23 protein-coding genes, 1 tRNA gene and 10 pseudogenes are annotated in these 22,325 nt (G+C 72.7%); 12 read left to right on the top strand and 22 right to left on the bottom strand.

From position 1 onward, the window contains the following. Positions 1-57 precede the first annotated feature (57 nt). Positions 58-222 (bottom strand): annotated as a pseudogene (locus tag WKH84_RS01445) (hypothetical protein); the annotation flags it as partial. 87 nt (positions 223-309) lie between these two features. Here WKH84_RS01445 and WKH84_RS01440 point away from each other — a divergent pair. Both WKH84_RS01440 and WKH84_RS01435 read left to right on the top strand, forming a co-directional pair. After that, the gene (locus WKH84_RS01440) at positions 310-501 is read left to right on the top strand and encodes a hypothetical protein (RefSeq protein ID WP_341855389.1); all 192 of its coding nucleotides are present in this window, start codon (positions 310-312) and stop codon (positions 499-501) included. Between the two features lie 58 nt (positions 502-559). Then, on the top strand, positions 560-694 hold the full coding sequence (locus tag WKH84_RS01435) for a hypothetical protein (protein WP_341855388.1): 135 nt from the start codon (positions 560-562) through the stop codon (positions 692-694). Positions 695-793: 99 nt separating this feature from the next. Here the strand turns inward: WKH84_RS01435 and WKH84_RS01430 are convergent, their stop codons facing one another. Both WKH84_RS01430 and WKH84_RS01425 read right to left on the bottom strand, forming a co-directional pair. Continuing rightward, positions 794-1,303 carry an HAD-IA family hydrolase gene (locus WKH84_RS01430; protein ID WP_341856732.1) on the bottom strand — a complete coding sequence of 170 codons (510 nt, stop codon included), beginning with the start codon at positions 1,301-1,303 and terminating at the stop codon, positions 794-796. Continuing rightward, complete coding sequence (locus WKH84_RS01425) at positions 1,282-1,407, bottom strand: hypothetical protein (protein WP_341855387.1); 126 nt, start codon at positions 1,405-1,407, stop codon at positions 1,282-1,284. The genes WKH84_RS01430 and WKH84_RS01425 overlap by 22 nt, the downstream gene beginning before the upstream one ends. Before the next feature lie 54 nt (positions 1,408-1,461). On the opposite strand from WKH84_RS01425, the gene WKH84_RS01420 reads away from it, so the two are divergent. The 3 genes and pseudogenes from WKH84_RS01420 to WKH84_RS01410 all read left to right on the top strand — a co-directional run bounded on the left by WKH84_RS01420 (position 1,462) and on the right by WKH84_RS01410 (position 3,420). Then, positions 1,462-2,265, top strand: coding sequence for a TSUP family transporter (locus WKH84_RS01420; RefSeq protein WP_341855386.1), 804 nt, complete (start codon positions 1,462-1,464; stop codon positions 2,263-2,265). Positions 2,266-2,381: 116 nt separating this feature from the next. Beyond that, positions 2,382-2,744 (top strand): annotated as a pseudogene (locus WKH84_RS01415) (PAC2 family protein); the annotation flags it as partial. Between the two features lie 82 nt (positions 2,745-2,826). After that, a complete protein-coding gene (locus tag WKH84_RS01410) occupies positions 2,827-3,420 on the top strand; it encodes a PAC2 family protein (protein WP_341855385.1) in 594 nt (197 codons plus the stop codon). Between the two features lie 269 nt (positions 3,421-3,689). Here WKH84_RS01410 and WKH84_RS01405 read toward each other — a convergent pair whose 3' ends face one another. Next, entirely contained in the window at positions 3,690-3,779 is a 90-nt protein-coding gene (locus WKH84_RS01405; protein ID WP_341855384.1) for a transglutaminase domain-containing protein, read from the bottom strand. Positions 3,780-4,524: 745 nt separating this feature from the next. Here WKH84_RS01405 and WKH84_RS01400 point away from each other — a divergent pair. From WKH84_RS01400 to WKH84_RS01385, 4 genes and pseudogenes are all read left to right on the top strand, one after another. After that, positions 4,525-5,615: pseudogene (locus tag WKH84_RS01400) on the top strand (Gfo/Idh/MocA family oxidoreductase). Between the two features lie 44 nt (positions 5,616-5,659). After that, positions 5,660-6,660, top strand: a pseudogene (locus WKH84_RS01395) (sugar phosphate isomerase/epimerase family protein). After that, positions 6,657-6,833, top strand: coding sequence for a maleylpyruvate isomerase N-terminal domain-containing protein (locus WKH84_RS01390; RefSeq protein WP_341855383.1), 177 nt, complete (start codon positions 6,657-6,659; stop codon positions 6,831-6,833). Before WKH84_RS01395 ends, WKH84_RS01390 begins: the two are co-directional and overlap by 4 nt. Before the next feature lie 134 nt (positions 6,834-6,967). Continuing rightward, positions 6,968-7,318: a hypothetical protein gene (locus tag WKH84_RS01385; protein ID WP_341855382.1), complete on the top strand. Its 351-nt coding sequence runs from the start codon at positions 6,968-6,970 to the stop codon at positions 7,316-7,318. A gap of 24 nt (positions 7,319-7,342) precedes the next feature. Here the strand turns inward: WKH84_RS01385 and WKH84_RS01380 are convergent, their stop codons facing one another. Then, positions 7,343-7,954 (bottom strand): methyltransferase, encoded by a 612-nt coding sequence (locus tag WKH84_RS01380; protein WP_341855381.1) that lies wholly within the window; start codon positions 7,952-7,954, stop codon positions 7,343-7,345. Positions 7,955-8,453: 499 nt separating this feature from the next. Here WKH84_RS01380 and WKH84_RS01375 point away from each other — a divergent pair. After that, positions 8,454-9,246, top strand: a pseudogene (locus tag WKH84_RS01375) (ParA family protein). 216 nt (positions 9,247-9,462) lie between these two features. On the opposite strand, the gene WKH84_RS01370 reads toward WKH84_RS01375, so the two are convergent. The 9 genes and pseudogenes from WKH84_RS01370 to WKH84_RS01330 form a co-directional block, all read right to left on the bottom strand. Beyond that, positions 9,463-10,047, bottom strand: coding sequence for a MerR family transcriptional regulator (locus WKH84_RS01370; protein ID WP_341855380.1), 585 nt, complete (start codon positions 10,045-10,047; stop codon positions 9,463-9,465). Between the two features lie 22 nt (positions 10,048-10,069). Next, positions 10,070-10,546, bottom strand: coding sequence for a hypothetical protein (locus WKH84_RS01365; RefSeq protein ID WP_341855379.1), 477 nt, complete (start codon positions 10,544-10,546; stop codon positions 10,070-10,072). Next, a complete protein-coding gene (locus tag WKH84_RS01360) occupies positions 10,515-10,835 on the bottom strand; it encodes a MerR family transcriptional regulator (RefSeq protein WP_341855378.1) in 321 nt (106 codons plus the stop codon). Before WKH84_RS01360 ends, WKH84_RS01365 begins: the two co-directional genes overlap by 32 nt. Before the next feature lie 52 nt (positions 10,836-10,887). Further along, positions 10,888-11,331, bottom strand: coding sequence for an FHA domain-containing protein (locus WKH84_RS01355; protein ID WP_341855377.1), 444 nt, complete (start codon positions 11,329-11,331; stop codon positions 10,888-10,890). Positions 11,332-11,456: 125 nt separating this feature from the next. After that, positions 11,457-11,663, bottom strand: a complete 207-nt coding sequence (locus tag WKH84_RS01350; RefSeq protein WP_341855376.1) for a DUF881 domain-containing protein — start codon at positions 11,661-11,663, stop codon at positions 11,457-11,459. Continuing rightward, on the bottom strand, positions 11,627-11,824 hold the full coding sequence (locus tag WKH84_RS01345; RefSeq protein WP_341856731.1) for a DUF881 domain-containing protein: 198 nt from the start codon (positions 11,822-11,824) through the stop codon (positions 11,627-11,629). Before WKH84_RS01345 ends, WKH84_RS01350 begins: the two co-directional genes overlap by 37 nt. A 382-nt stretch (positions 11,825-12,206) precedes the next feature. Next, positions 12,207-12,538 (bottom strand): annotated as a pseudogene (locus tag WKH84_RS01340) (small basic family protein). Further along, positions 12,535-12,960, bottom strand: a complete 426-nt coding sequence (locus WKH84_RS01335) for a DUF881 domain-containing protein (RefSeq protein ID WP_341855375.1) — start codon at positions 12,958-12,960, stop codon at positions 12,535-12,537. Before WKH84_RS01335 ends, WKH84_RS01340 begins: the two are co-directional and overlap by 4 nt. Before the next feature lie 5 nt (positions 12,961-12,965). Continuing rightward, positions 12,966-13,493 carry a hypothetical protein gene (locus tag WKH84_RS01330; protein ID WP_341855374.1) on the bottom strand — a complete coding sequence of 176 codons (528 nt, stop codon included), beginning with the start codon at positions 13,491-13,493 and terminating at the stop codon, positions 12,966-12,968. A 180-nt stretch (positions 13,494-13,673) separates the two neighbouring features. On the opposite strand from WKH84_RS01330, the gene WKH84_RS01325 reads away from it, so the two are divergent. Continuing rightward, positions 13,674-13,747 (top strand) — tRNA-Pro (locus WKH84_RS01325). A gap of 85 nt (positions 13,748-13,832) precedes the next feature. Here WKH84_RS01325 and WKH84_RS01320 read toward each other — a convergent pair. Beyond that, positions 13,833-14,764: pseudogene (locus WKH84_RS01320) on the bottom strand (EamA family transporter). Beyond that, a complete protein-coding gene (locus WKH84_RS01315; protein ID WP_341855373.1) occupies positions 14,761-15,321 on the bottom strand; it encodes a TetR/AcrR family transcriptional regulator in 561 nt (186 codons plus the stop codon). Before WKH84_RS01315 ends, WKH84_RS01320 begins: the two are co-directional and overlap by 4 nt. 110 nt (positions 15,322-15,431) lie before the next feature. Between WKH84_RS01315 and WKH84_RS01310 the strand changes: the two are divergent. Next, a pseudogene (locus WKH84_RS01310) lies at positions 15,432-16,308 on the top strand (formyltetrahydrofolate deformylase). A gap of 115 nt (positions 16,309-16,423) precedes the next feature. Here WKH84_RS01310 and WKH84_RS01305 read toward each other — a convergent pair. From WKH84_RS01305 to WKH84_RS01280, 6 genes and pseudogenes are all read right to left on the bottom strand, one after another. Further along, positions 16,424-17,644: pseudogene (locus WKH84_RS01305) on the bottom strand (aldehyde dehydrogenase family protein). Continuing rightward, positions 17,590-17,826: a hypothetical protein gene (locus WKH84_RS01300; RefSeq protein WP_341855372.1), complete on the bottom strand. Its 237-nt coding sequence runs from the start codon at positions 17,824-17,826 to the stop codon at positions 17,590-17,592. The pseudogene WKH84_RS01305 and the gene WKH84_RS01300 overlap by 55 nt, the downstream one beginning before the upstream one ends. A gap of 13 nt (positions 17,827-17,839) precedes the next feature. Continuing rightward, positions 17,840-19,045, bottom strand: coding sequence for an ectoine hydrolase (gene doeA / locus WKH84_RS01295; protein WP_341855371.1), 1,206 nt, complete (start codon positions 19,043-19,045; stop codon positions 17,840-17,842). After that, positions 19,045-20,304, bottom strand: coding sequence for an aspartate aminotransferase family protein (locus WKH84_RS01290; RefSeq protein ID WP_341855370.1), 1,260 nt, complete (start codon positions 20,302-20,304; stop codon positions 19,045-19,047). Before WKH84_RS01290 ends, doeA begins: the two co-directional genes overlap by 1 nt. Before the next feature lie 137 nt (positions 20,305-20,441). After that, on the bottom strand, positions 20,442-21,380 hold the full coding sequence (locus WKH84_RS01285; RefSeq protein ID WP_341855369.1) for an SDR family oxidoreductase: 939 nt from the start codon (positions 21,378-21,380) through the stop codon (positions 20,442-20,444). 106 nt (positions 21,381-21,486) lie between these two features. Then, positions 21,487-22,269 (bottom strand): annotated as a pseudogene (locus WKH84_RS01280) (carbohydrate ABC transporter permease). Positions 22,270-22,325 lie beyond the last annotated feature (56 nt).

Below are 22,325 nucleotides of genomic sequence, written 5' to 3'. Positions count from 1 at the left end.
GTCCTCGAGCGGCGCGGCCCGGTAGGTCAGCGGCAGGTGGTAGATGCTCTCCCCCACGCGCACGAGATGGCACTCCACGCCGACCTCGCCGGTCGGGTCGTCGAAGCGGTACGCGCCGAGCGGCTCGAGCTCCCCGTCCTCGCCCCAGGGGCGGGAGGTGAGCGACTCTCGCAGCACCTCGGGCTTCGTCGGGCTGAGCTCTGCCTGGTAGATGATCGCCATGTCCCCAACGTAGTCCCCCGACGTGCCGCGACACGCATGAGAGCGTCCACATGCGGGGACCACCGAGATCTCATGGGGAGTTCACAGGTGTCCGATATGACCGACCCCGCCGCCGAGCGCACCGCAGACCCACGCGCCACCGACGCAGTCACTGCCGGCGAGGCCGACACTCCCGACGAGGATGGCTTCCGCCCGCTCTTGCTCCCCCGCCGGGCGCTGATCGGGATCCTGCTGGGAGGGGCGCTGTTCCTGGGGGCGCGGTCGGGGTGGAGAGCCTGAACGGACGCCATCTGGCGGCATCGGACTGGATCGGGACAACCGGTACATCCACGGCACGATGACCGAGGAGCCGCTGGAGATGAGCGGGATCGCGGTCGCGCTGGCGGCGCTGATCCGCCTCTTCCAGCACGATGCGCGAAGCGGTCACCACCGGCTGGATCCGGCGGTGCAGCGGAGGGCACCGTCCACGTGATGCTCGCGTTCCGACCCTTGTCGAGACGGACGACGCAATCGGCGCGCGCGGCGACCCCTGAGCTGTGAATGACCACGGGCCTGTCCGGGTCGCCGGCGGTCAGAGCAGCGGGATCAGGTCGCGCAGCGAGTGGATGCGGCGAGCGCCGGGTGCCTCGAGGGGGATCCCGGGGGTCTCCAGCGACACGCCCTCGACCCCGGCGGCGCGTGCGGCCTCGACGTCGGCCGGACGGTCCCCCACCGCGAGGCACTCCCCCGCCGTCAGCCCGTGCCGGGCCAGCAGGTAAAGCACCATGTCGGGGGCGGGCTTGCGGGGGTGGCCGTCGGGCGCGCACACCAGGTCGTCGACCTCGAGGCCGTGCGCGGCGAGCAGGGCGGCGGCGCTCTCGCGATCGCGATGAGTGGCCACGAGGTTCAGCCCGCCACGCTCGCGCACGGCCGCCAGCACCTCCCGGGCGCCGTCCTTCAGCGGCGGCGGCCTGCGCGCCCACTTCTCCTTCGTCGCCTCGTAGGCGGTGCGCAGGCGCGCCTCGGGCACCTCGTGGCGGGCGGCGAGCTCGGTGATCGCCTCGGAGCTGGAGCGCCGGGTCAGCACCGCGACCTCGTGCAGCGGCTCCCGGTCCGGATCCGCGCGCGCGCCCCGGCGAGCGCCCGGTCGACGTCCGGATAGGTGTCCACGAGCGTGCCGCCTAGGTCCCAGATGAGCGCGCGCATGGCCCCAGTGTGTCAGCTCGGCAGGCCGGGCCGGGGCGGTGGTTCACTGGTGCGGTGCCTCTGCTCGCCGAGCTCACCCAGCTCTCCGCCCTGACCCTCGTCCTGCTCATCGGGGCCGCCTTCGTAGCCGGCTGGGTGGATGCGGTCGTCGGCGGCGGCGGGCTGATCCAGCCGCCCGCGCCGCTGACCGCCATGCCGTCCGACGCCTCCAGCGGCGCCGTGCTCGGCACGAACAAGATCGCCTCCGCCGCGGGGACGGCGGTGTCCTCCTGGACCTACGTCCGACGGATCACCCCGGTCGCCGCGACCGCGGGGCCGCTGGTGGTGTGCGCGCTGGGCGGGAGCGCGGCCGGGGCGGCGCTGGCGAGCCTGATCCCCAAGCCGTGGCTGAGCCCGATCGTGCTGGTCGCCCTGCTCGCCGTCGGCGCGTACACCCTGCTGAAGCCGTCGATGGGGCTCGAGCACGCCCCGCGCCACCAGGGCCGCTCCCATCTGCTGGGCGCGGGCGGGATCGGGGCGGGCGTCGGCGTGTACGACGGGATCCTCGGCCCCGGCACCGGCAGTTTCTTCATCATCCTGATGGTCTCCCTGCTGGGCTACGGCTTCCTCGAGGCGAGCGTCCACGCGAAGCTCGCGAACCTCACCACCAATGTCGGGGCGCCGCTGGTCTTCGGGTCGCAGGGCCAGGTGTGGTGGTCGCTGGGCGGCGTGCTGGCGCTGGCGAACCTCAGCGGCGGCTTCCTCGGCGCGCGGCTCGCGCCGCGCCTGGGATCACGCTTCGTGCGGATCGTGTTCCTGGTGGTGACCGGGGCGCTCGCGGCGCGGCTCGCCGTGGACACGGCCCTGATGCTGCTGTGAGGTGCGCCAACTCCGGCCCGTCTGCGCCGAGGGCGGAATAGTTCCGACGGAGGGGCCGTTGACCAAGAGGTCACCCACCCGCGGCCCGCCGAGGCCGTCCTGTCGCCCTGGAGGTCATGATGGATCCGACGACCCTGTTCAGCTACGAGCGCCATGTCGACTCGCGTGCCCTCCACGGCGAGACGCCGCTGGTCACCCTCGGCGCCTTCACCGATGCGGGCGATGCGCGGCGGCTCTTGGACGACCACCTGCTCAACACGCTCTCCAGCCGTGTCGTGGGACGGCTGGACATGGACCAGGTCCACGACTACGCCGGGCGCCGCCCCGAGGTCACGCTGCAGCTGGACCACTTCGACGACTACGAGAAGCCCGAGATCCTGCTGCACGAGGTGACCGACGAGCAGGGGCAGACCTTCTTCCTGCTCACCGGGCCGGAGCCGTCCTTCCAGTGGGAGCGTGTCGCGAGCGCGCCGCGGATCGTGGTCGAGCGGCTCGGCATCGAGCGGACCCTTCTGCTCGCAGGGCTTCCCCGCCCCGGTCCCCCATACCCGCGAGTCGCCCGTGACCCGCTTCGCCGGCGATCCGGAGTCGATCGAGGTGCGCCGCACCATGCCGGGCACCTTCCGCCTCCGCGCCCCGTTCACGGCGCCGCTGACGATGCGCCTGGCCGAGGGCGGGCACGACGTGGTGGGCCTGACCGTGCACGTGCCCCAGTACCTCCACGAGATGTCCTTCCCCGATGCCGCGATCGCGCCGCTGACCGCGGTCGGCGAGGAGAGGGGTCCCCGGATCGGTGCGGCGGCGCTCGAGGCGCAGGCGCTCCCCGTGCGCGAGGCCATCGCTGCGCAGATCGAGGCCCAGCCCCAGCCGCAGGAGATGGTCGCCGGGTTCGAGCGGCGCTACGACAGGATGATCACCTCCGGGGCAGGCTCCGTCGTGCCCAGCGCCGAGGACATCGCCGCCGAGGTCGAGGAGTACCTGGCGAGCTTCGAGGCCGAGGACGGGCAGGCGCCCGAGGGCTCCGACGGGCAGTCGACGCAGGACACGGCCGGGCCGACGGACGGCGAGGGCTCGACCGGCTCCGAGGGGCCGACGGGGACCCACGGATCGACGGATCCCGAGGACCACTCCGGGCCGGAGACGCCGCAGGACTGAGCAGAGCGCCCGGCGGCGGGCGCTCCGCTCAGCGCGGCGCACGCCGCTCGCCCGGCCGCTCCTCGGCGACTCCGGATCGACCACGGCGGTGACCTGGATGCCGGTGAGCGCGACGTCCCCGGCGAGGGTGGTCATGAAGGCCGTGTCCGCGGCGTCCTGACCTGTGGCGATGCGCACCATCGAGGCCCGCGGCGCGAGATGCGTCGCGTCGACCACCAGCCACTCCCCCTCGACCAGCGCCTCGACCACGAGGTGGAAGTCCATCGGGCTCAGCCCCGGCGCGTACACAGAGGCGCGCGCGCCGGGATGCCCGCCGCCCGCAGCGGCGTCGCGGTGAGATGGGCGAAGTCCCGACACACTCCGCGCCGGGCGACGAAGGTGCTCGCGGGCCGAGTCGGTGATCGTGCTCGACCCGGGCACGTAGTCCAGGTGGCCGTGCACCCAGTCCACGACCGCGTCGAGGGCCTCGACCCCCTCGCGCTCCCCCACGATCTCCTGGGCGCCGCGGGTGAACTCGTCGACCTCGCAGTAGCGAGAGGGGCGCAGGTGCGACGGAGTCCGCCTCGAGCACCCGCGGCACGGGCGCCTCGCCGATGCCGCGCGCGTCGTAGACGATCTCCACCTCCCCGCCGGGCAGGCCGTGCAGGAGGTGGAGCCGGTCGCCGAAGCGGTCCCGGGTCTCCGTCACCGGATGCTCGGCCCCGCCGGCCCGCACGCTCAGCATCTCCTCCGCCACCGGGGCGTCAGAGACCGCGACCAGCGGCGCCACGTCGGTCCCCTCCTGGACCTCGGCCCTCATCCATGCGCGCACATGACGTTCCATGCCCCCAGTCTCCGGCATGCGGGAGAGTCCGGCGGGCGGTCGGCTCCTTTGCCGGGACGTGATCGGCGACATAGGGTGATGACCCAGGCGTCATCGTCGCCGGAGCGTCGGCGTTCGCGCCGACGCGGACCCGGCCGCTCCCGTTCTCCGCGGGCCCCGAGCTCGCCCCGCTCTCACAGGCATCCGCCTGCCCGGCCACGACCCGTCGTCCCGAAGAAGGAGCCCCTGTGCCCGAGACCCCCCACCGTCCGCTCGGCGTCGCCCTGATCGGCTACGCCTTCATGGGCCGCGCCCACTCCCAGGCCTGGCGCACCGTCGGCGCCGCCTTCGACGTGCCGCCGATCGCGCGGCGCGTGATCGTGGGACGGGACGAGCAGGCCGTCGCGGAGGCGGCGCGCCGGTTGGACTGGGAGGAGCACGCCACCGACTGGCGCGAGGCGATCACGAGGGACGACGTCGACATCGTCGACATCTGCACCCCCGGCTTCCTCCACACCGAGATCGCGATCGCAGCGCTCGAGGCCGGCAAGCACGTGCTGTGCGAGAAGCCGCTCGCGAACGACCCGGCCGAGGCGGAGCGCATGGTCGAGGCCGCCCGCGCCGCGCGCGAGCGCGGCCAGGTCGCCGCCCTCGGCCACACCTACCGGCGCGTACCCGCCCTCGCCCACGCCCGTGATCTCGTCGCCGCCGGCCGGCTCGGCGAGATCCGCCAGATCCGCGCCTCCTACCTGCAGGACTGGCTCGTGGACGCCGAGGCCGGGATGACCTGGCGGCGCGGAAGGAGACTGCGGGCTCCGGCGCGCTCGGCGACATCGGCTCCCATGCGATCGACCAGATCCAGTACGTCACCGGGCAGCAGGTCACCGCGGTGCGCGGCCGGCTCGCGACGATGGTCCGCGAGCGCCCGGGCCCCGACGGCCCCGAGCCCGTCACGGTCGACGACGCCGCCTGGGCCACCCTCGAGCTCGACGGCGGCGCGATCGCGTCCGTCGAGGCCAGCCGCATGGCCACCGGTGCGAAGAACGAGCTCGCGCTGGAGGTGTACGGCACGAAGGGCGCCCTGCGCTTCGACCTCGAGCGCCTGGACGAGCTGTGGTTCCTCGACGCCACCGCACCGGTCGCCGAGCAGGGATTCGCCCGGGTGCTCGTCACCGAGCCCGAGCACCCCTATCTCGAGGGCTGGTGGCCACAGGGCCACATCCTGGGCTGGGAGAACGCGTTCACGAACCAGGCCCGCGACCTGCTGCTGGCCGTCCGGGACCGCGACCCCGCCGCCTACTCCCCCGACTTCGAGGACGGGCTCGCCCTCCAGCGGATCCTCGAGGCCGTCATCGCCTCCCACCGGGCCGACGGCGCGACCGTCCGCCTCTGACCCCACGCACGCCACCCTCACCGACGAGAAGGAGCCACGCCGCCATGGCGCACCCCCACACACTGTTCACCGGCCAGTGGGCCGATCTCACCCTCGAGGAGGTCGCGGAGCTCGCGGCCGGCTGGGGCTATGACGGTCTCGAGATCGCCGTCTCCGGCGAGCACCTCGACGCGAGCCGCTGGGACGACGAGGCCTACATCGCCGAGCGGCTCGGGATCCTTGAGAAGCACGGGCTGAAGGTCTGGACGATCTCCAACCACCTCAAGGGCCAGGCGATCTGCGACGACCCGATCGACTTCCGCCACCAGGCGATCGTCGGCCCCTCCGTGTGGGGCGACGGCGATCCGGAGGGCGTGCGGCGCGCGCCGCCGAGGACATGAGGAACACCGCCCGCCTCGCGCAGAAGCTCGGCGTGGACACGGTCGTCGGCTTCACCGGGTCGAAGATCTGGAAGTACGTGGCGATGTTCCCGCCCGTCGGCCAGGACGTCATCGACGAGGGCTACCAGGACTTCGCCGACCGCTGGAACCCGATCCTCGACGTCTTCGAGGACTGCGGGGTCCGCTTCGCGCACGAGGTCCACCCCTCCGAGATCGCCTACGACTACTGGACCACGAAGCGCACCCTGGAGGCGATCGGGCACCGAGAGTCCTTCGGCCTGAACTGGGACCCCTCCCACTTCATGTGGCAGGAGATCGACCCGGTCTCCTTCATCACCGACTTCGCCGACCGGATCTACCACGTGGACTGCAAGGACATCCGGGTGCGCACCACCGGGCGCAACACCCGCCTCGGCTCGCACCTGCCGTGGGGCGATCCGCGCCGCGGCTGGGACTTCGTCTCCTTCGGCCGCGGGGACGTGCCGTGGGACGCGGCGTTCCGGGCGCCGCGCTCGATCGGCTACGAGGGCCCGATCTCCATCGAGTGGGAGGACGCCGGGATGGACCGCCTGCACGGCGCGAAGGAGGCGCTCGAGCGGCCGCGCGGCCTGGACTACCCGGTCTCAGAGCAGTCCTTCGACGCGGCCTTCAGCAACCAGTCATGAGCCGCGTGCGCAGAGCCGGGGACCGCGCCGGCAGAGACCTCGAGAGCGATGAGCGCGAGGCCCTCGCGGCGAGCTTCGCCGCGCTCGGCCCCGCGGCGCCGACGATCCTGCCCGGCTGGGACGCGGAGGACCTCCTGGAGCACCTCGTCCGCGGGAGTCCGCCCCGCACCTGATCATCGGGCCGCGCCTGCCCGGGCCGCTCGGCCGACGAGCCCGCCAGGCGCGGGAGAGCCGGCGCGATCGCCCGTGGACGGAACGGGTCGAGGACTTCCGGAGGGGCCCCGGCCCGCTCTCCTTCGCCGGACGGATGGACCGGCTGAGCGGCCAGGCCGAGCCGCTCATCCACCACGAGGACCTGCGCCGGGGCCGGCCCGACTGGGAACCGCGCCGACCGGACGCGGAGCGGGACCGGGCGGCGTGGCGGGCCGTGGGCCTGATGGCGCCGCTGGCGATGCGGATCCCGGCCGAGGTCACGCTCGTCTCCCCGCTGGGCGGGCGGCGGCCGCGCTCCCGCGGCGCCGAGGGGAGCCTGCGCGTGCACGGCGAGCCGCTCGAGCCGCTGCTGTGGGTGACGGGCCGCGACGAGGTCGCGCGGGTGCGGATCCACGGGGATTCCGGCGGCAGGCGGGCGCTCGCCGCGGGGCGCCGCGGGCTCTGAGCGCTCCCGGCGCCGTCGGCCTGCTCAGCGCTCGAGCAGGAACAGCCGCGGGTGGTGGCCCTTCTGGAAGAAGCGGTGCTCGCCGACGCGCCGCCAGCCCGCGGCGCGCCGCTCGAGGACGCGCCGCATGCGGGTGATCTCGTGGGTCAGCACCCCGAGCCGGGCGCTGGGCGCGGCGAGCTCCGCGGCGCGCTCGAGCGCCGCCGCGAGGAGGTCCTCGTTGCTCTCGTGCTCGCCGTGGAGGGTGCCCCAGGGCGGGTTGGTGACCAGACGCGTGAAGCCTCCCTCGAGCTCCGCGGTCAGCACATCGCCCTCGACCCAGTCGATGCGGCCTCTGCGCCGGGCCGCGCGCTGGTGCCGGCGCGCCGCGTCCAGCGCCGCCGGATCGAGGTCCACGCCCACGGCGCGGGCCGGGGCCGCCCGGTGCAGCTGCTCGACGAGGAAGGTGCCCGAGCCGCAGGTCATGTCCAGCAGGGAGTCCTCGGCGCCGACGTCCAGGAGGTCGAGCACGGTCGCGGCGATCGTCGCGTTGACCGCTCCGGGGTAGTCGACCTCGCGCCATGCCCGGGTCGCCAGCGGGCGCGGCGTGGTGCGCAGCGACACCTGCCAGGTGCCGGGCGAGGCGCCGCGGCGCACCCGGGCGACGAGGTCCCCGTCGACGTCGTCGAGAGGGAGGTCGGCGAGCTCGGCGAGGGGGCGGCCAGGCGTCGCATCTCCGGCGTCCCGGCACCCGCCGCCTCCAGGCGCGGCCCGTGGAACACCTGGCGGGGCCGCCGCCGGCGCAGGTCCTCGAGCGGCTCGGCGAGCCGCTGCTGCACGGAGGTCTCCAGCGGCTCCCGGGGGCGGCGCGCGGGGACCGTGAGCGATGTCGAGGCGGCCACGACGCGGCGCAGGGAGCGGACGGCGTCGAGATCGTCGGTGCGCGCGCCAGCTCTGTCGCGGACACGGTGCGCACGGCACCGAGCTCGCGGGCCTCCGCGAGGGCGCTCGCGGCGCATCCCTCGAGCACCTCGAGCACGAGGTCGTGGGTCAGCTGCGTCATCGGGGTCCCTCCGGGAGCGGGGTGCGGGTGGCCACGGCAGGTTACCGCTCGTCGCGGCACCGAGGAGCCCGCCCGGGTCGGTAGACTGCGGGGGTGTTCATCGTGAGTGTGTGTTCCCTGAAGGGCGGCGTCGGCAAGACGTCCGTGACCCTGGGCCTGGCCTCTGCCGCCCTGCACCAGGGGGTGAACGCGCTCGTCATCGATCTCGACCCCCAGGGCGACTCGACGCTGGGCCTGCTCGGGGAGCCGGCCTCCACGCTCGACATCGCCGAGGTGCTCTCCTCCCCGCGCACGGAGACGATCGATCGTGCGATCATCCCCACGCCGTGGTCAAAGGACGCCGCCTCCCATCTCGACATCATCCCGGGCACCAGCCGCTCCGCGGTGATGGACTCCCCCGCGCTGAACCAGAAGGACGTGGGTCGGTCGCACCAGGCGCTGGACAAGCGCACCCACCAGTACGACCTGGTCATCATCGACTGCCCGCCCTCCCTCAACGGACTCACGCAGATGGCGCTGGCCGCCTCGGACCGCTCCCTCGTGGTGGCCGAGCCGGGCTTCTTCGCGGTCACCGCCGCGGACCGCGCGCTCAAGCTCGCCGCCGAGATGCACGAGGAGGGCATCGCCCCGCGGCTGCAGCCCCTGGGCCTCGTGGTGAACCGCTACCGTCCGCGCTCGGTCGAGCACCAGTACCGCCTGGCCGAGCCGCGCGACCTCTTCGGCGACTCGGTCCTGGACCCGGTCATCGAGGAGCGGGTGGGCCTGCGAGCAGGCGCAGGGCGGCGCAGTCCCGCCGCACCGCTACGAGGGCGCCTCCGGCGCGCGCCTCACCGAGGACTTCGACGCGCTGCTGCGCACCGTGATGGACTCGCGCCAGAACTCCTGAGCGCTCCTCCCCCGCGCGGGCCCCGGGGTCTGCGCCGGACCAGTCGGCTGCGGAGCTCGTCGCCCTCGCCGGGCTCCTCGGGCCCGCCCGTGACCTCGGCGCCGCACAGCACCAGCACGATCACCGCACGAGGGACACGATCACCGCGCGAGAGAACGGCGGGACCCCTTCCCCGAGGGTCCCGCCGTTCTCGCCGGTGGTGGTGCGGGCCGGCGTTCAGCCGGCCTGGCGGGAGCGGCGACGCGCCGCGAGCTCGTCCTGGAGGGCAAGCGCCGCGTCGTCGGCCGGGTCGACACCGGGCGCGACGGCGAGGTCGTTCTCGACCTCGCGCCACACACGGCCGACGGCGATGCCGAACACGCCCTGGCCGCCCTGGACCAGGTCGAAGACGTCCTCGGCGGAGGTGCACTCGTAGACGGAGGCGCCGTCGCTCATCAGGGTGATGCCGGCGAGGTCGTCGATGCCGCGCTCACGAAGAGCTGCGACCGCGATGCGGATCTGCTGCAGGGACACGCCCGTGTCGAGCAGGCGCTTGACCACCTTGAGCACGAGGATGTCGCGGAAGCCGTAGAGGCGCTGGTCGCCGGAGCCGTGCGCCGCGCGCACGCCGGGCTCGACCAGGCCGGTGCGGGCCCAGTAGTCCAGCTGGCGATAGGTGATGCCGGCGGCCTTGCACGCGGCGGGGCCGCGATAGCCGAGCTCGCCGGGGGTGTCCACCACGTCGTCGAAGAGCACGCCCTGGGCGGGCTCTGCGGGGACGGTGGACTGCTCAGTGCGATCATCGCCTCGGGTGGCGTTCACGTCTACCTCCGGGTTCCGGCTCTCAGAGGGGGAAGGATGAGAGCGCCCGCCCAGAGTAGCGCGAAGTGCCCCCTCTCCGGTACCAACGCGCCGCGCGAAGGTCACGGAGAGGTGACGAGTGAGGTGCCAGGAGCCCGGTGCGCTCAGACCTCCCGCGGCTTCGTGCGCGGATCGCGCCGTGCAGGGCGATGATCGACTCGCCGAGGTCGCGGGCGAAGTCCTCCGCCTCGCCGCGCGCCGCGGCGTCCCCCGCCCGGGAGCGGGGCCGGGCCACGGAGCGGATCATGTGCGCCTCCCGCTCGGCGGCGGTGCGCGGCATCACCAGGTGGCGCGGGTGCAGGCCCTCGTCGGCGAGGTCGCGGGCGGCGGTGACGATCTCGAGCTCGGCGGTGCCGTAGAAGAGCACGTCGTCCGTCAGGAAGCCGTACTGCTCCAGCTCGGCGAGGAAGTCCTCCTCCACCCCCGCCTCACGGACGAGGCCGCGCCGGTCCAGGCGCACCGGCTGGAGGGTGGAGCTGGGACCGGGCCGGGAGGCGATCGAGGTGACCTCGGAGTCGACGCCGTGCTCGAGCAGATGCTCCTTGATGACCTTCAGCGGCCAGAACCGGTCCCGCTGCGCGCGCGACGACGAAGCGCAGTCGGTCCACGTCCTCGCGGCTGTACTTGCGATAGCCGGCGGGAGTGCGTGCGGGGGCGATCAGGCCCTCGGACTCCAGGTAGTGGAGCTTGGAGTGGGCGAGGTCGGGGAACTCGTCCCGCGAGATCTCGAGCACCTGGCCGATGCTCATGCGTGCGGCGGCGGTGGCACCCGGCCTGCGCGAGGCGGCGGCCGGCATCTGGTCAGACCGTCCCGGGGAACGGGTGGTACGTCAGTCGGTACTTGCCGATCTGCACGTCCTGGCCGGCGTGCAGGCGCGCCTCGTCGACGCGGTCCTTGCCCACGTAGGTGCCGTTGAGCGAGCCGAGGTCGCGCACCAGGAAGCCGTCGCCGTCACGCACGAAGGCGGCATGCTTGCGAGAGACCGTGACGTCATCGAGGAAGATCTCGCTCTTGGGGTGGCGCCCCGCGACCGTGGTCTCCGAGTCCAGCAGGAAGCGGGCGCCGAGGTTCGGGCCCTTCCGCACGATCAGCGGCGCACTGCGCGGGGGCAGGTTCTCGATCGCCCGACGATCCTGCGAGGACAGGCCGGGCGCGGCGTCCTCGAGGGGGTCGCTGGGCGAGATCGCGCTCAGCTTCGACGTGTGGTCGAGATTGCCGTCGTTCCACTCGGTGTTCCCTGACACCTCACACCCCTTCCTGGCCTGCTGCGACCCTGCGTCGTGGAGGTGCAGGCCGCCGCTGATCCATTCTCGCACGTCCATGGCGCCCACCGGGGGTTCCTTCCCTCCAGCACGTCAGGATTTGACGATCACTTGACCACCCGGGAGTGCTCGGGGGCGCTGAGTTCCACGGTCGCCTCGATCCGGACCTCGTCCTCGGCGACCGCGGAGAGCGTCCCGCCGTCGCCCGAGACCGAGTCGGCCGCACCGCCGGGAATCCGCGGCGCGGGCTCCATCACGGCGGGATCGCCGATCGCCTTCAGCGTGTAGGGCGCGCGGATCGGCAGGCCGTCCACGAGCGACCCCCGTCGGGCGCGGTGGTGATCGAGGTCGAGGCGACCACGCGCACGTCGCCGATCTGCACCACCTCGGCGCCGGCGTTGCGCGCTCCTGCGAGCACGCCCAGCAGGGTCGAAGCGCGCACGCCCTGCTCCGGATCCGCGATCGAGACGACGATCCCCCGCCCCTGGGCGGGGGCGGTGCCGGCCAGGATCTCGAGGTCGGCGAGCCGGCTCGCTCGGCCGCGTCCTGCGCGGCGACGTCGCCCTCGCGTCCCGAGCGGAGCGTCTCCAGGGTGCGCTCGAGCTCGGCGTTCTCGAGCTCGAGGTCAGAGGCGTGGCGCCCGGACTCGTCCAGCAGGCGCACCAGCTCCTGCTGAGTGGCCCCCTCGAGGGACTCGTCGTTGCGGCCCATCTGCGCGGCGATCGACACGCCGAGCAGGAGGCACAGCAGTCCCACGATCACCTGGGCGACTGTCGCCTGCGGCCGGAGGGTGTCCTTCAGCCGGTGCCAGACGATCCGCCGCTGGTCGCGGCTGGACGGGGTGCGGGTGCCGTCGCTCATGACCGGAACAGGAGCCGCCGGATCGCGGCCGCGTTGGAGAAGATCCGGATGCCGAGCACGACGATCACGGCGGTGGAGAGCTGGGAGCCGACCCCGAGCTGGTCCCCGAGGAACACCAGGAACGCGGCGATCAGCACGTTGAACAGGAACGAGGTGATGAACACGTGGGCGTCGAAGGCGCCGTCGAGGCTCGCACGCAGACCACCCGCGAGGGTGTCCAGCGCCGCCACCACGGCGATCGGGAGATAGGGCGCAGGCCGGCGGGGACGTCGGGCTGGACGACGACGCCCAGCACGATGCCCACCACCAGGCCGAGGATGGCGATCACGGGGTGTCCTCCTGGTCCTCGCCGCCCTCGGCGGCGCTGTCGGGGGTCGGGTCGCGGACGTCCGCGGGCGCGGACCCGGCGGGGTCCTCGAGCACGGAGGCCTCGCGCAGAGTGCCCTGGGCGCGGGCGGGCGTGGAGAGCTCCTCCCCCGCCGTCCAGGTCAGGCCGATGCCGTAGCGGGTCGAGATCTCCGAGAGGTACTCGCCCGCCTCCGCCTCCTCGACCCCGGCGCGCAGCCGCTCGGGATCGCCGAGCGCGGTGATCTCGTAGGGCGGGGAGAGCGGGCGGAAGTCGACGAGCACCGCAGAGCCGGCAGTGCGAATCGCGGTGGTCTCGGTGACGCGCTGGCCGTTGACGGAGATCGCCTCGGCACCGGCGGCCCAGAGGCCGTTCACGGCGATCTGCAGGTCGCCGTCGGTCACCCGGTTCACGGTGCCCGGACCCGCGCCGGGGCGGGAGGGCGCGGGGCGGAGTCGTCGAGGGTCAGCCGCACGCCCGGGCCGGTCAGCGACACGCCGTAGCCCGCGCGCTCGTACTCGCCGATCCGTTCCGCGGAGCCGCCGTCGGCGGTGTCGAGGACCTCCTCCTGCGCCTCGAGGATCTCCTGCTCGAGGAGCGTGCGGCGATCCTCGAGCAGGTCGGTCTCGGCGCGCACCTCGCGCACCTCCTCCTCGAGCGGCGCGCGGGGGCTGTCGGCGCCGGCGGCCTCCTGCCGCAGGTCGACCACGGAGACGGCGACCGCGAAGCCGAGCGGCACGGCCAGCGAAGAGGGTGACGGCGCGCATCCGACGGTTGTCGGGCGGCGTGGCCGACTCCAGCGGGTGCTCGTCCTCCCGCGCGGGTCGACCGAGTAGGGGTCCGCGGTGAGGGCGCGCAGGAGGGAGGTCGGCGAGTACGGGGTCTCGCCGTGGGGAGTCGCGCACTCCTCCCCCCGTCGCATCCGTCGCTCAGCCATGCCTGGAGTGTAGGAGCTGGGAGAGGCCGGCGCGCCCGACGACCACCGCTCGGCGCGTCTATCCCATGGGCGCGCGGATCCGCGCTTCGCCACGGGTGCCGCAGGTCACGCCCCTCTCGATTCGCTCCAGCGCCCGGAGCGGGGTACTGTATTCCTCGGTCCTCCGGTGACGGAGGGTCTCGGGCTGTGGCGCGGCTTGGTAGCGCACTTGACTGGGGGTCAAGGGGTCGCAGGTTCAAATCCTGTCAGCCCGACCGAGAGAAGGCCGCCGACCAGTGGGAACATCGGTCGGCGGCCTTCGTCATGCCCGGCCCTCGCCCGACCCCGCGGCGCCGGGGGTCACGGGGCCGACGCGACATCGGGCACCGCCAGCGGTTCGACCTCCCGTCCCGAGGGCGCGAGGGCGAGGATCAGCAGCGAGAGGCCGATCCCTGCGATCCCGAGCCAGCCGAGCAGCGGCGGCCTCTCCCCGACGACGAGCACGGCCAGCACGGCCGCGACCGCCGGCTCGGCGAGGGTGAGGGTCGTCGCGGTGCTCGCGGAGATCCGGGTCAGGCCGAGGCCGAACAGCACGTAGCCGAGGAACATCGGCACGAGCGCCATGTAGGCGCCGACGGCGAACGCCTGCGGGGAGGCGAGCAGCGGGGCGCCGGTGAGCGCGAGCACGGGCAGGAGCGCCAGTCCGCCGAGCCCGAACACGGAGCCCATCGCCGCGGCGCGACCGACACCTCGGCCCATCAGGCGGTGCGCGCTCCAGGAGTAGAGCGCGTAGGTCACTCCGGCGACCAGGCCGAGTCCCACGCCCGCCGTCGTGCCGGCCGTGTCGGCGGCGGCGTCGTGCATCGTCGCGGCGCACAGCACTACGCGCCCGCGATGCCCAGGGCCGCCGCCATCATCCACCAGACGCCGAGCCGGCGTCCCTCGAGGATCCGCTCCAGGAGGCCCGAGGCGAGCGGCGCCGATCCGAGGGAGACGACCGTGCCGACGGCGACGCCGGCCAGGTGCATCGAGCTGTAGAACGCCAGCGGATAGATCAGCACGCCCAGCACTCCGGCGACCACAGTGCCCCGGTGGGCGGCCAGGGCGGCGCGCTCGCGGCGCAGCGAGGGAAGGGCGATCAGCGCCTGCAGGATCCCGCCGATGCCGAGCGCCGCGGCGCCGATCGCGAGCGGTCCGACCTCCGGGGCGAAGGTGGCCGCGGTGCCGGTGGTGCCCCACAGCACGGCGGTGACCAGGACGGCGAGGACCCCGACCAGGGAACCTCGAGTCACAGGGCACCCAGCATCGACGCGGCGATCCCTCGTGCACGCTCCAGGCGCACAGGGTCTCCCTCCAGTCCTGCCCGGGCGACGGCACCCTCGAGGAGGTAGCTGAAGTGCTCGGCCAGCTCCTGCGCTCCGTCCGCGTCGGTCAGCTCAGCCAGGCCTTCGGCGAGGATCTGCTCGACCTGCTCCTTGTGGAGGCGCACCGCGTCGCGTTCGGGAGCGCCCGCCGGGAACTCAGCGGCCGTGTTGAGCGACCCGCATCCCCGGAAGCCGCCGCCGTGGTCGGCGTTGGCATGGTCGAGATAGGCGTCGAACACCGAGAGCACGCGCTCGACGGACGTGGCGGCGCTCGAGGCGCGCGCACGGTGCAGGTCCAGCCACTCCTCATGGCGGGCATCGATATAAGCGCTGACCAGGTCCGACTTGGAGCGGAAGTTGTTGTAGAGGCTCTTCTTGGCGACTCCCGCCTCGGCGGTGATCGCGTCGATACCGGTCGCATTCACGCCGTCTTCGTAGAACCGCGTCGACGCGGCGTCGAGCAGTCGCTCCCGCGCTGTCCCCATCTCCGCCCTCCTCGATCATCAGTTAGGTAGACCAGTCTACCTACTTCAGTCTCTCGCCGTGGCGGACCCGTGCGCCGCGCTCCCCGCGCGCGCTCTCCTACACTCGGGCCATGACCTCAGCGCATCCCTCACCCTCCCCTGCCCGCCGCTACGTGATGACCTTCGCGTGCGAGGACCGCCCCGGCATCGTGCACGCGATCACCGGAGCGATCGTCGAGGCCCGCGGCAACATCGTCGAGAGCCGCCAGTTCGAGAGCGGCGACTCCCATCGCTTCTACATGCGCGTCGAGGTCCTGACTTCCGCGTCGCCGGACGAGGTGCGCGCCGCGCTCGCCGCACCGATCGAGAGCTTCGGGATCGAGGCGGAGATCGACGAGGTGGGCCGCCCGGTGCGCACCCTCGTGCTCACGTCGAAATCGACCCACTGCCTGAACGACCTGCTGTTCCAGACCTCGATCGGGAACCTCCCGATCGAGGTGCCGCTCGTGATCGCGAACCACGACACCCCGGCCCGGTACGCCGAGTTCCACGGCGTCCCCTTCGAGCACCGTCCCGTGACCTCCGCCGAGGAGAAGGCGGCCTTCGAGGACCGGGTGCGCGAGGCGGTCGTCGAGCACGACATCGAGCTCGTGGTCCTGGCCCGCTACATGCAGATCCTCTCCCCCGAGCTGAGCGCCGAGCTCTCCGGACGCCGCATCAACATCCACCACTCGTTCCTGCCCGGGTTCAAGGGCGCGAACCCGTACCGCCAGGCCTACGCCCGCGGCGTGAAGCAGATCGGGGCGACCGCCCACTTCGTCACCGACGACCTCGACGAGGGCCCGATCATCGAGCAGGAGGTCATCCGCGTGGACCACACCCGCTCCCCGCAGGAGCTCATGGCGATCGGTCAGGACACCGAGGTGCGCACCCTGCGCGAGGCCGTGGGGCTGTTCGCGCGGCCGCCGGGTCCTGCTGGACGGCTCGCGCACCATCGTCTTCCGCTGAGCGGCTCGGCACGGATCCCCCGCCGCGCCGCAGAGCACGACGGGATCCGCCGCACGTGACAGCCCGACGGGGCCGCACCGCGCGGGCGGTGCGGCCCCGTCGTCGTCCCGGTTCCTCAGCTCCGGGCCGGCCCCACCCAGACCTGCTGGGCGTTGACGAACTCCCGGATCCCGTGGGGGCCGAGCTCCCGCCCGTACCCGGAGCGCTTGATGCCGCCGGAGGGCAGGCGCGGATCGGTCTTGACGATCCCGTTGACGCTCACCTGCCCGGCCTCGATCCGGCGCGCCATCGTCTCGCCGCGGGAGGTCTCGGTCCAGATGCTCGCACCGAGCCCGTACGGGGTGTCGTTGGCGAGGAAGAGGGCGTGCTCGGCGTCCTCGGCGACCATCACGGAGGCGACCGGGCCGAAGGTCTCCTCGGTGCAGGCGCTCATCCCGGCCTCGACCCCGGTCAGCGGCGTGACGGGATAGAAGTAGCCCTCCCCCGTCGGCATCTCGCCGCCCAGGACGAGCTCCGCCCCCGCCTCGACGGAGGTGGTGACCTGGCGGTGGAGGTTCTCCCGCGACTCGGCGCGGGCGATCGGGCCCACCTGCGTGGTCTCCTCGCGCGGGTCGCCGACGACGAGCGCCGCGAGCGCGCGGCGAGCGACTCGACTAAGCGGTCGTGGACCGGCCGCTCGACGATGACCCGCTTCGCGGCGATGCAGGACTGGCCTGCGTTGATGATGCGGGAGAGCGCGGCGACCCGCGCCGCCTCCTCGAGGTCGGCGTCGGCCAGGACGAGGCAGGGATCCGAGCCGCCGAGCTCGAGCACGGCGGGCTTGATCTCGCTCGCCGCGATCGAGGCGACGACGGCGCCGGCCCGGTCCGAGCCGGTGAAGGACACCGCCTGGATGCGCGGGTCGCGGATCACCTGCTCGACGTCGGCGGTCGCGGCGTGGAGCGTCTGGAACACTCCCTCCGGGGCGCCGACGGCGCGGAACGCCTCCTCGATCGCGGCGGCGCGCCGGGGACGTGGGGATCGTGCTTCATCACCGCCGTGTTCCCGGCCATGAGCGCGGGGGCGGCGAAGCGGAAGGCGAGCCAGAACGGGGCGTTCCACGGCGGCACCCCAGCACGGTCCCCAGCGGCAGGTGCTGGACGTAGGAGGAGCTCGCATCGGAGGCGATGTGCTGGTCGGCGAGATAGTCGGCGCCGTGGGCGGCGTAGTGCTCGGCCGCCCATGCCGCCTTGGCCACCTCGCCGCGGGCCTCGCCGATCGGCTTGCCCATCTCCTCGGTCATCAGCGGCGCGAGCTCCTCGACGTGCTCGCGCAGGTGGGCGGCGACGGCCTCCAGCGGCGCGGCCCGCTCCTCGAAGGAGGTCTCGCGCCAGGCGAGGAAAGCGCGCGGGCGCGGTCGAGGACGGCGTCGATCTGGTCGGGCGATGCGGCGGGCACCTCGCGGACGACGGCGCCGGTCGAGGGGTCGACGGCGGTGAGCGTCGTCCGGGGCGAGGCCTGTGTGCTCTGCGTGGTCACGGTCTTGCTCCTCTCAGGGGCGGGGCGTGCCGGCCGCGGCCGGGAAGGATCGGGCGGAGCTCTCGTGGACGGTGAAGTCCTCCGGGAGCGTGAGGAAGGAGGCGCGACCGTCGGGGGTGATCCGGACGGTGTCGGAGATCCCGACGGTCTTGTCCCCGTCGACGCCCCACATCCAGGGGATGAGGTGGAAGGTCATCCCCTCCTCGAGGGGCCGCTCGTCGCCCTCGAGGAGGGAGAGGATGTACCCCTCGTCCCAGGAGGGCGGGAAGGCGATGCCGATCGAGTAGCCGGCGCGGGTGGCGAGGCTCGCGCCGACGTCGTTGCTCTCGATCATCCGTCGGGTCAGCCGGTCCACCTCGGAGACCGTCACCCCCGGCCTCATCAGCGAGCGCGGCTCCGCCAGGGTGTGCTTCATGAGGTCCTGCGCGGAGCGCATCGAGTCCGAGAGCGCGCCGTTGACGACGGTGCGCATCATCGCGGCGTGATAGCGGCGGTAGCGACCGCCCACCTCGAGGAAGACATGCTCCCCGGGGCGGATCATGCGCCCCTCCCAGGTGGAGTGGCCGATCATCGAGCGAGGGCCGGAGGCGACATAGGGCATCACTGCCGGGAACTCCCCGCCCGCGCGGAACATCGCCGAGGCGATCGCGGCGGCGACCTCGTTCTCGGTGGCACCGGACATGGCGGTGTGCAGACCGGCGGCCATGCCGGCCTCCCCCGCGTAGGCGGCCAGCCGCATCACCTCGATCTCCGCCCGGGACTTGCGGATCCGCCCCTCCTCGACGATCCCGAAGCAGTCCACGAGGCCCTCGCCGAAGGCGTCGTGGAACCGGTCCTGCTGGTGGGCGGGGAAGTAGTAGCTGTTGCGCTCGTAGCCCACCCGGGAGTCCGCCAGGCGCAGGTCCCGCAGGGTGGAGACCAGCTCGAGGATCGCGTCGCCCGAGTCGGGATAGGCGCGGGAGTGCTCGAGCCAGGTGCGGGAGACGACGTTGGACTCCTCGAGCGCGCGGGTGATCATCACCGGCTCCGCCTCCAGCGGCACGATCAGGGCCTGGAAGAAGGAGTACCCGGTGGTCTGGTGGTCGGTGAGGTACATCAGGTTCTCGGGGTCGCTGATGATCACCGCGTCCAGCTCCCGGGCCGCCATCCGCTCCCGCGGCTCCCCGACCCTCCGCTCGTACTCCTCCGGGGCGAAGGTCATGTCCTCGCGGCGGCGCATCACGCCTCCTCCAGCGCGGCGTCGATCGCCGCCTCGAGGATGTCCAGGCCCTCGGCGAGGTCGTCCGGCTCGATGATCAGCGGCGGGATCAGCTTGATCACCCGTCCGCCGCCGCCGCAGGGGCCGAACAGCAGGCCGCGGTCGAAGCACTCTCGCTGCAGGCGCGCGTTCAGCGCCCCGTCGCCGGTGTCCAGGGCCTGCATCATGCCTCGTCCGCGCACCTCCCAGCCGCGGTCCGGGTGGGCGTCGGCGATCGCCTGGAGCCGGTTGCGCATCTGCTCGCCCTTCTCGAGGACCCCTTCGAGGAAGGCGTCGTCGGTGAAGAAGTCCAGCGCCACCTTCCCGGCGACGAAGGAGAGGCCCTGGCCGCGGAAGGTGCCGGTGTGGGCGCCGGGGCTCCAGTGCTGGTCCACCTCGGGCTTGTTGAGGTTCATCGCGATCGGGGTGCCGAATCCGCCGAGGCCCTTGGCCAGGGTGATGATGTCGGGGTCCAGCCCCATCCCGTCGAAGGAGAAGTAGCCGCCGGTGCGGCCGATCCCCGCCTGGATGTCGTCGATGATGAAGAGCGCCCCGTGCTCGCGGGCGAGGTCCTGGACCTGGTGGAGCCAGTCGGGGCTCGCGACGTTGACCCCGCCCTCGGCCTGCACGACCTCGACGAGGAAGGCGGCCGGGGGCGACAGTCCGCTCGAGTGGTCCTTCAGCGCCGCGGCGTACTCGGCCAGCGCCGTGTCCCCGCCGGGCGCGGTCTCGAAGGGCAGGCGCTGGATGTTCTCCAGCGGCACCCCGGCCCAGCGGCGGAAGGCGTCGTTCGCTGTCGCGGCGAGGGAGCCCAGGGTCATGCCGTGGAAGCCGTGGCTGAAGGCGACGATCTCGCGCCGGCCTGTGGCGGCGCGGGCGAGCTTCATCGCGGCCTCCACGGCGTTCGAGCCCGTCGGCCCCATGAACTGCAGGCGGTGGTCCATGCCGCGGGGCGCGAGGACCACCTCGTGGAAGCGCTCGACGAAGTCGCGCTTGGTGGTGGTGTAGGTGTCGAGCGAGTGCGCAACCCCGTCGGCCTCGAGGAACTCGATCAGCGCCTTCTTCATCGCGGGATGGTTGTGGCCGAAGTTCAGCACCCCGGCCCCGGCGAAGAAGTCGATGTAGCTGCGGCCCTCCTCGTCGACCTGGCGCGCGCCGGAGGCGGAGGCGAAGACCGTCGGGTAGTTGCGACAGTAGCCGCGGATCTCGGATTCGTGGTTCTCGAAGATGGCGGTGTCCATGGGAGACCTCTTCCTGCCCAGGAGGCGATCCGATCTCCGTGCCCGGGCGAGAGCTGAGATCGCCTCTCATGTCCTGTGCGGCCCGGTGTGATGACCCTCACAGGCGAACAGGCTCCCCGTCAAGCGCGGCTCGCCGCTCAGAACACGGGTCGGCCTCCGGTGACCCCGAGCACGGTGCCGGAGACGTAGCTCGCCTCCTCGGGGCTGGCCAGGAACACGTAGGCGCCTGCGCACTCGGCGGGTCGCCCTGCACGGCCCAGGGGCGTGTTCGCCCCGAAGGCGACGTAGTCGTCCGACACGCGCGTCGCGACGTTCAGCGGGGTCCAGATCGGGCCCGGTGCCACGGCGTTGACGCGGATGCCGCGGGGGCCGAGATCCGCAGCGAGGTTGACGGTCAGGTTGTTGATCGCGGCCTTGGTCGCGGCGTAGTCCATGAGCGGCACGGAGGGGTCGTAGCTCTGGATCGAGGAGGAGTTGATGACGCTCGCTCCGGGTCGGAGGTGCGGGGCCGCCTCCTGGGTGAGCCAGAACAGCACCTCGAGGTTCGTGGTGAGGGTGCGGTGCGACCGTTCGGAGGCAATCCCCTCCAGGCCCTTCGGCTCGGCCCGGCCCCACTGGAAGGCCGCGTTGTTCACGAGCACGTCGAGACGGCCGAGCTCCTCGACGGTTCGACGAACGATGGAGCGCGCATGCTCTTCGTCGCGGAGATCGCCGGGCAGCAGCAGGGCACAGCGTCCGGCGTCCTCGATCCACCGCCGGGTCTCCTCCGCGTCCTCCTGCTCCTCGGGGAGGTAGGAGATCGCCACGTCGGCGCCCTCGCGGGCATAGGCGATCGCGACGGCCCGGCCGATGCCCGAATCGCCCCCGGTGATCAGGGCGGCCATCCCCTCGAGTCGTGCGTGTCCGACGTAGCTGCGCTCGCCGTGATCAGGCACGGGGCTCATCGGTCCCGTCAGTCCGGGCGGCTCCTGGTCCTGCGGGGAGAAGGCCGGCTCGCCGCCGGAGGTCGAGAGCCGCTCGGCGCGCTCAGCCACTCGGGAGTGCACGCGGTCCTGGCGCGGGTCCTGATCGGTCACGGGAGCCTCCTGGGTCGGTGGGACGGATGCGGGAATGCCCACGCTACCGACCACCGGCCCGGGCCGCCGAGGACCGAACGCCCGGTCGGTCCCGGACCGGGCCGGCTCAGCCCTTCACACCGCCCGCGGCGGCGAAGCCCTGTCCGAGGTTGCGGCCCAGGAACAGGTACAGCACCACCACCGGCGGCGAGTAGAAGATCGAGAACGCCGCCAGCTGGCCGTACGCGACCTGCCCGTACTGGGAGGAGAACGTGTACAGCGTCACCGCGGCGGGGAGCTTGTCCGGGCTCAGCAGCGGCATGAAGGGGACGAAGAAGTTCCCCCACATGGAGACGAAGGTGAAGATCGTCGCCACCGACAGGCCCGAACGCATCAGCGGCGGCACCACCGACCACAGGGTGCGCGGCCTCCCGCTCCCTCGGTCCACGCGGACTCCTCGATCTCCAGCGGCACCCCGTCCATGAACCCCTTGGTGAGGAAGATGGCGTAGGGCAGGGAGCTCGCCCCGAGGAACAGGATCGCGCCGCCCATCGAGTCGATGAGGTTGACCTGCACGAACATCGAGTAGACCGGGATCATGATCGCGGTGATCGGCAGGCCGGTCGAGAAGATGATCGTCAGCGAGCAGGGGGCGCTTGGCGCGGAAGCGGTAGCGGGAGAGCGGGTAGGCGCACAGCACCGCGGAGACCATGGTGAGGATCGTCGCGCCGCCGCACAGGATCAGCGAGTTCCCCAGTGGCCGGAAGGTCGTCTCCTCGTTCCAGATCGCCGCGTAGTTGTCCAGGCTCCAGCGCTGCGGCCAGGCCACCGACAGCGAGGCCTCGGTGTCGAAGGAGGCCAGCACCACCCACAGCAGCGGCACCAGGAACGCGATGCCGATCGCGGCCATGACGAGGTTGCTGGCGAGCTTCGTGCCGGCGGCGCGGGAGCGTCGCTTCCGGGGTG

It is taken from the genome of Brachybacterium sp. GPGPB12 (genome assembly GCF_038396325.1).
In the GTDB taxonomy this organism is placed as follows: domain Bacteria; phylum Actinomycetota; class Actinomycetes; order Actinomycetales; family Dermabacteraceae; genus Brachybacterium; species Brachybacterium conglomeratum.
The sequence above is the reverse complement of the archived record's forward strand: the minus strand, read 5'-3'. Positions and strand labels throughout refer to the sequence as shown.

What these genes read in the sequence shown, in the direction of transcription:
- WKH84_RS01435 (WP_341855388.1), top strand. Translation starts at nt 560, where the DNA reads ATGACCGAGGAGCCGCTGGAGATGAGCGGGATCGCGGTCGCGCTGGCG.
- WKH84_RS01425 (WP_341855387.1), bottom strand. Translation starts at nt 1,407, where the DNA reads ATGCGCGCGCTCATCTGGGACCTAGGCGGCACGCTCGTGGACACCTAT.
- WKH84_RS01390 (WP_341855383.1), top strand. Translation starts at nt 6,657, where the DNA reads ATGAGCCGCGTGCGCAGAGCCGGGGACCGCGCCGGCAGAGACCTCGAG.
- WKH84_RS01385 (WP_341855382.1), top strand. Translation starts at nt 6,968, where the DNA reads ATGGACCGGCTGAGCGGCCAGGCCGAGCCGCTCATCCACCACGAGGAC.
- WKH84_RS01360 (WP_341855378.1), bottom strand. Translation starts at nt 10,835, where the DNA reads ATGAGCATCGGCCAGGTGCTCGAGATCTCGCGGGACGAGTTCCCCGAC.
- WKH84_RS01330 (WP_341855374.1), bottom strand. Translation starts at nt 13,493, where the DNA reads ATGGCTGAGCGACGGATGCGACGGGGGGAGGAGTGCGCGACTCCCCAC.
- WKH84_RS01315 (WP_341855373.1), bottom strand. Translation starts at nt 15,321, where the DNA reads ATGGGGACAGCGCGGGAGCGACTGCTCGACGCCGCGTCGACGCGGTTC.
- doeA (WP_341855371.1), bottom strand. Translation starts at nt 19,045, where the DNA reads ATGCGCCGCCGCGAGGACATGACCTTCGCCCCGGAGGAGTACGAGCGG.
- WKH84_RS01290 (WP_341855370.1), bottom strand. Translation starts at nt 20,304, where the DNA reads ATGGACACCGCCATCTTCGAGAACCACGAATCCGAGATCCGCGGCTAC.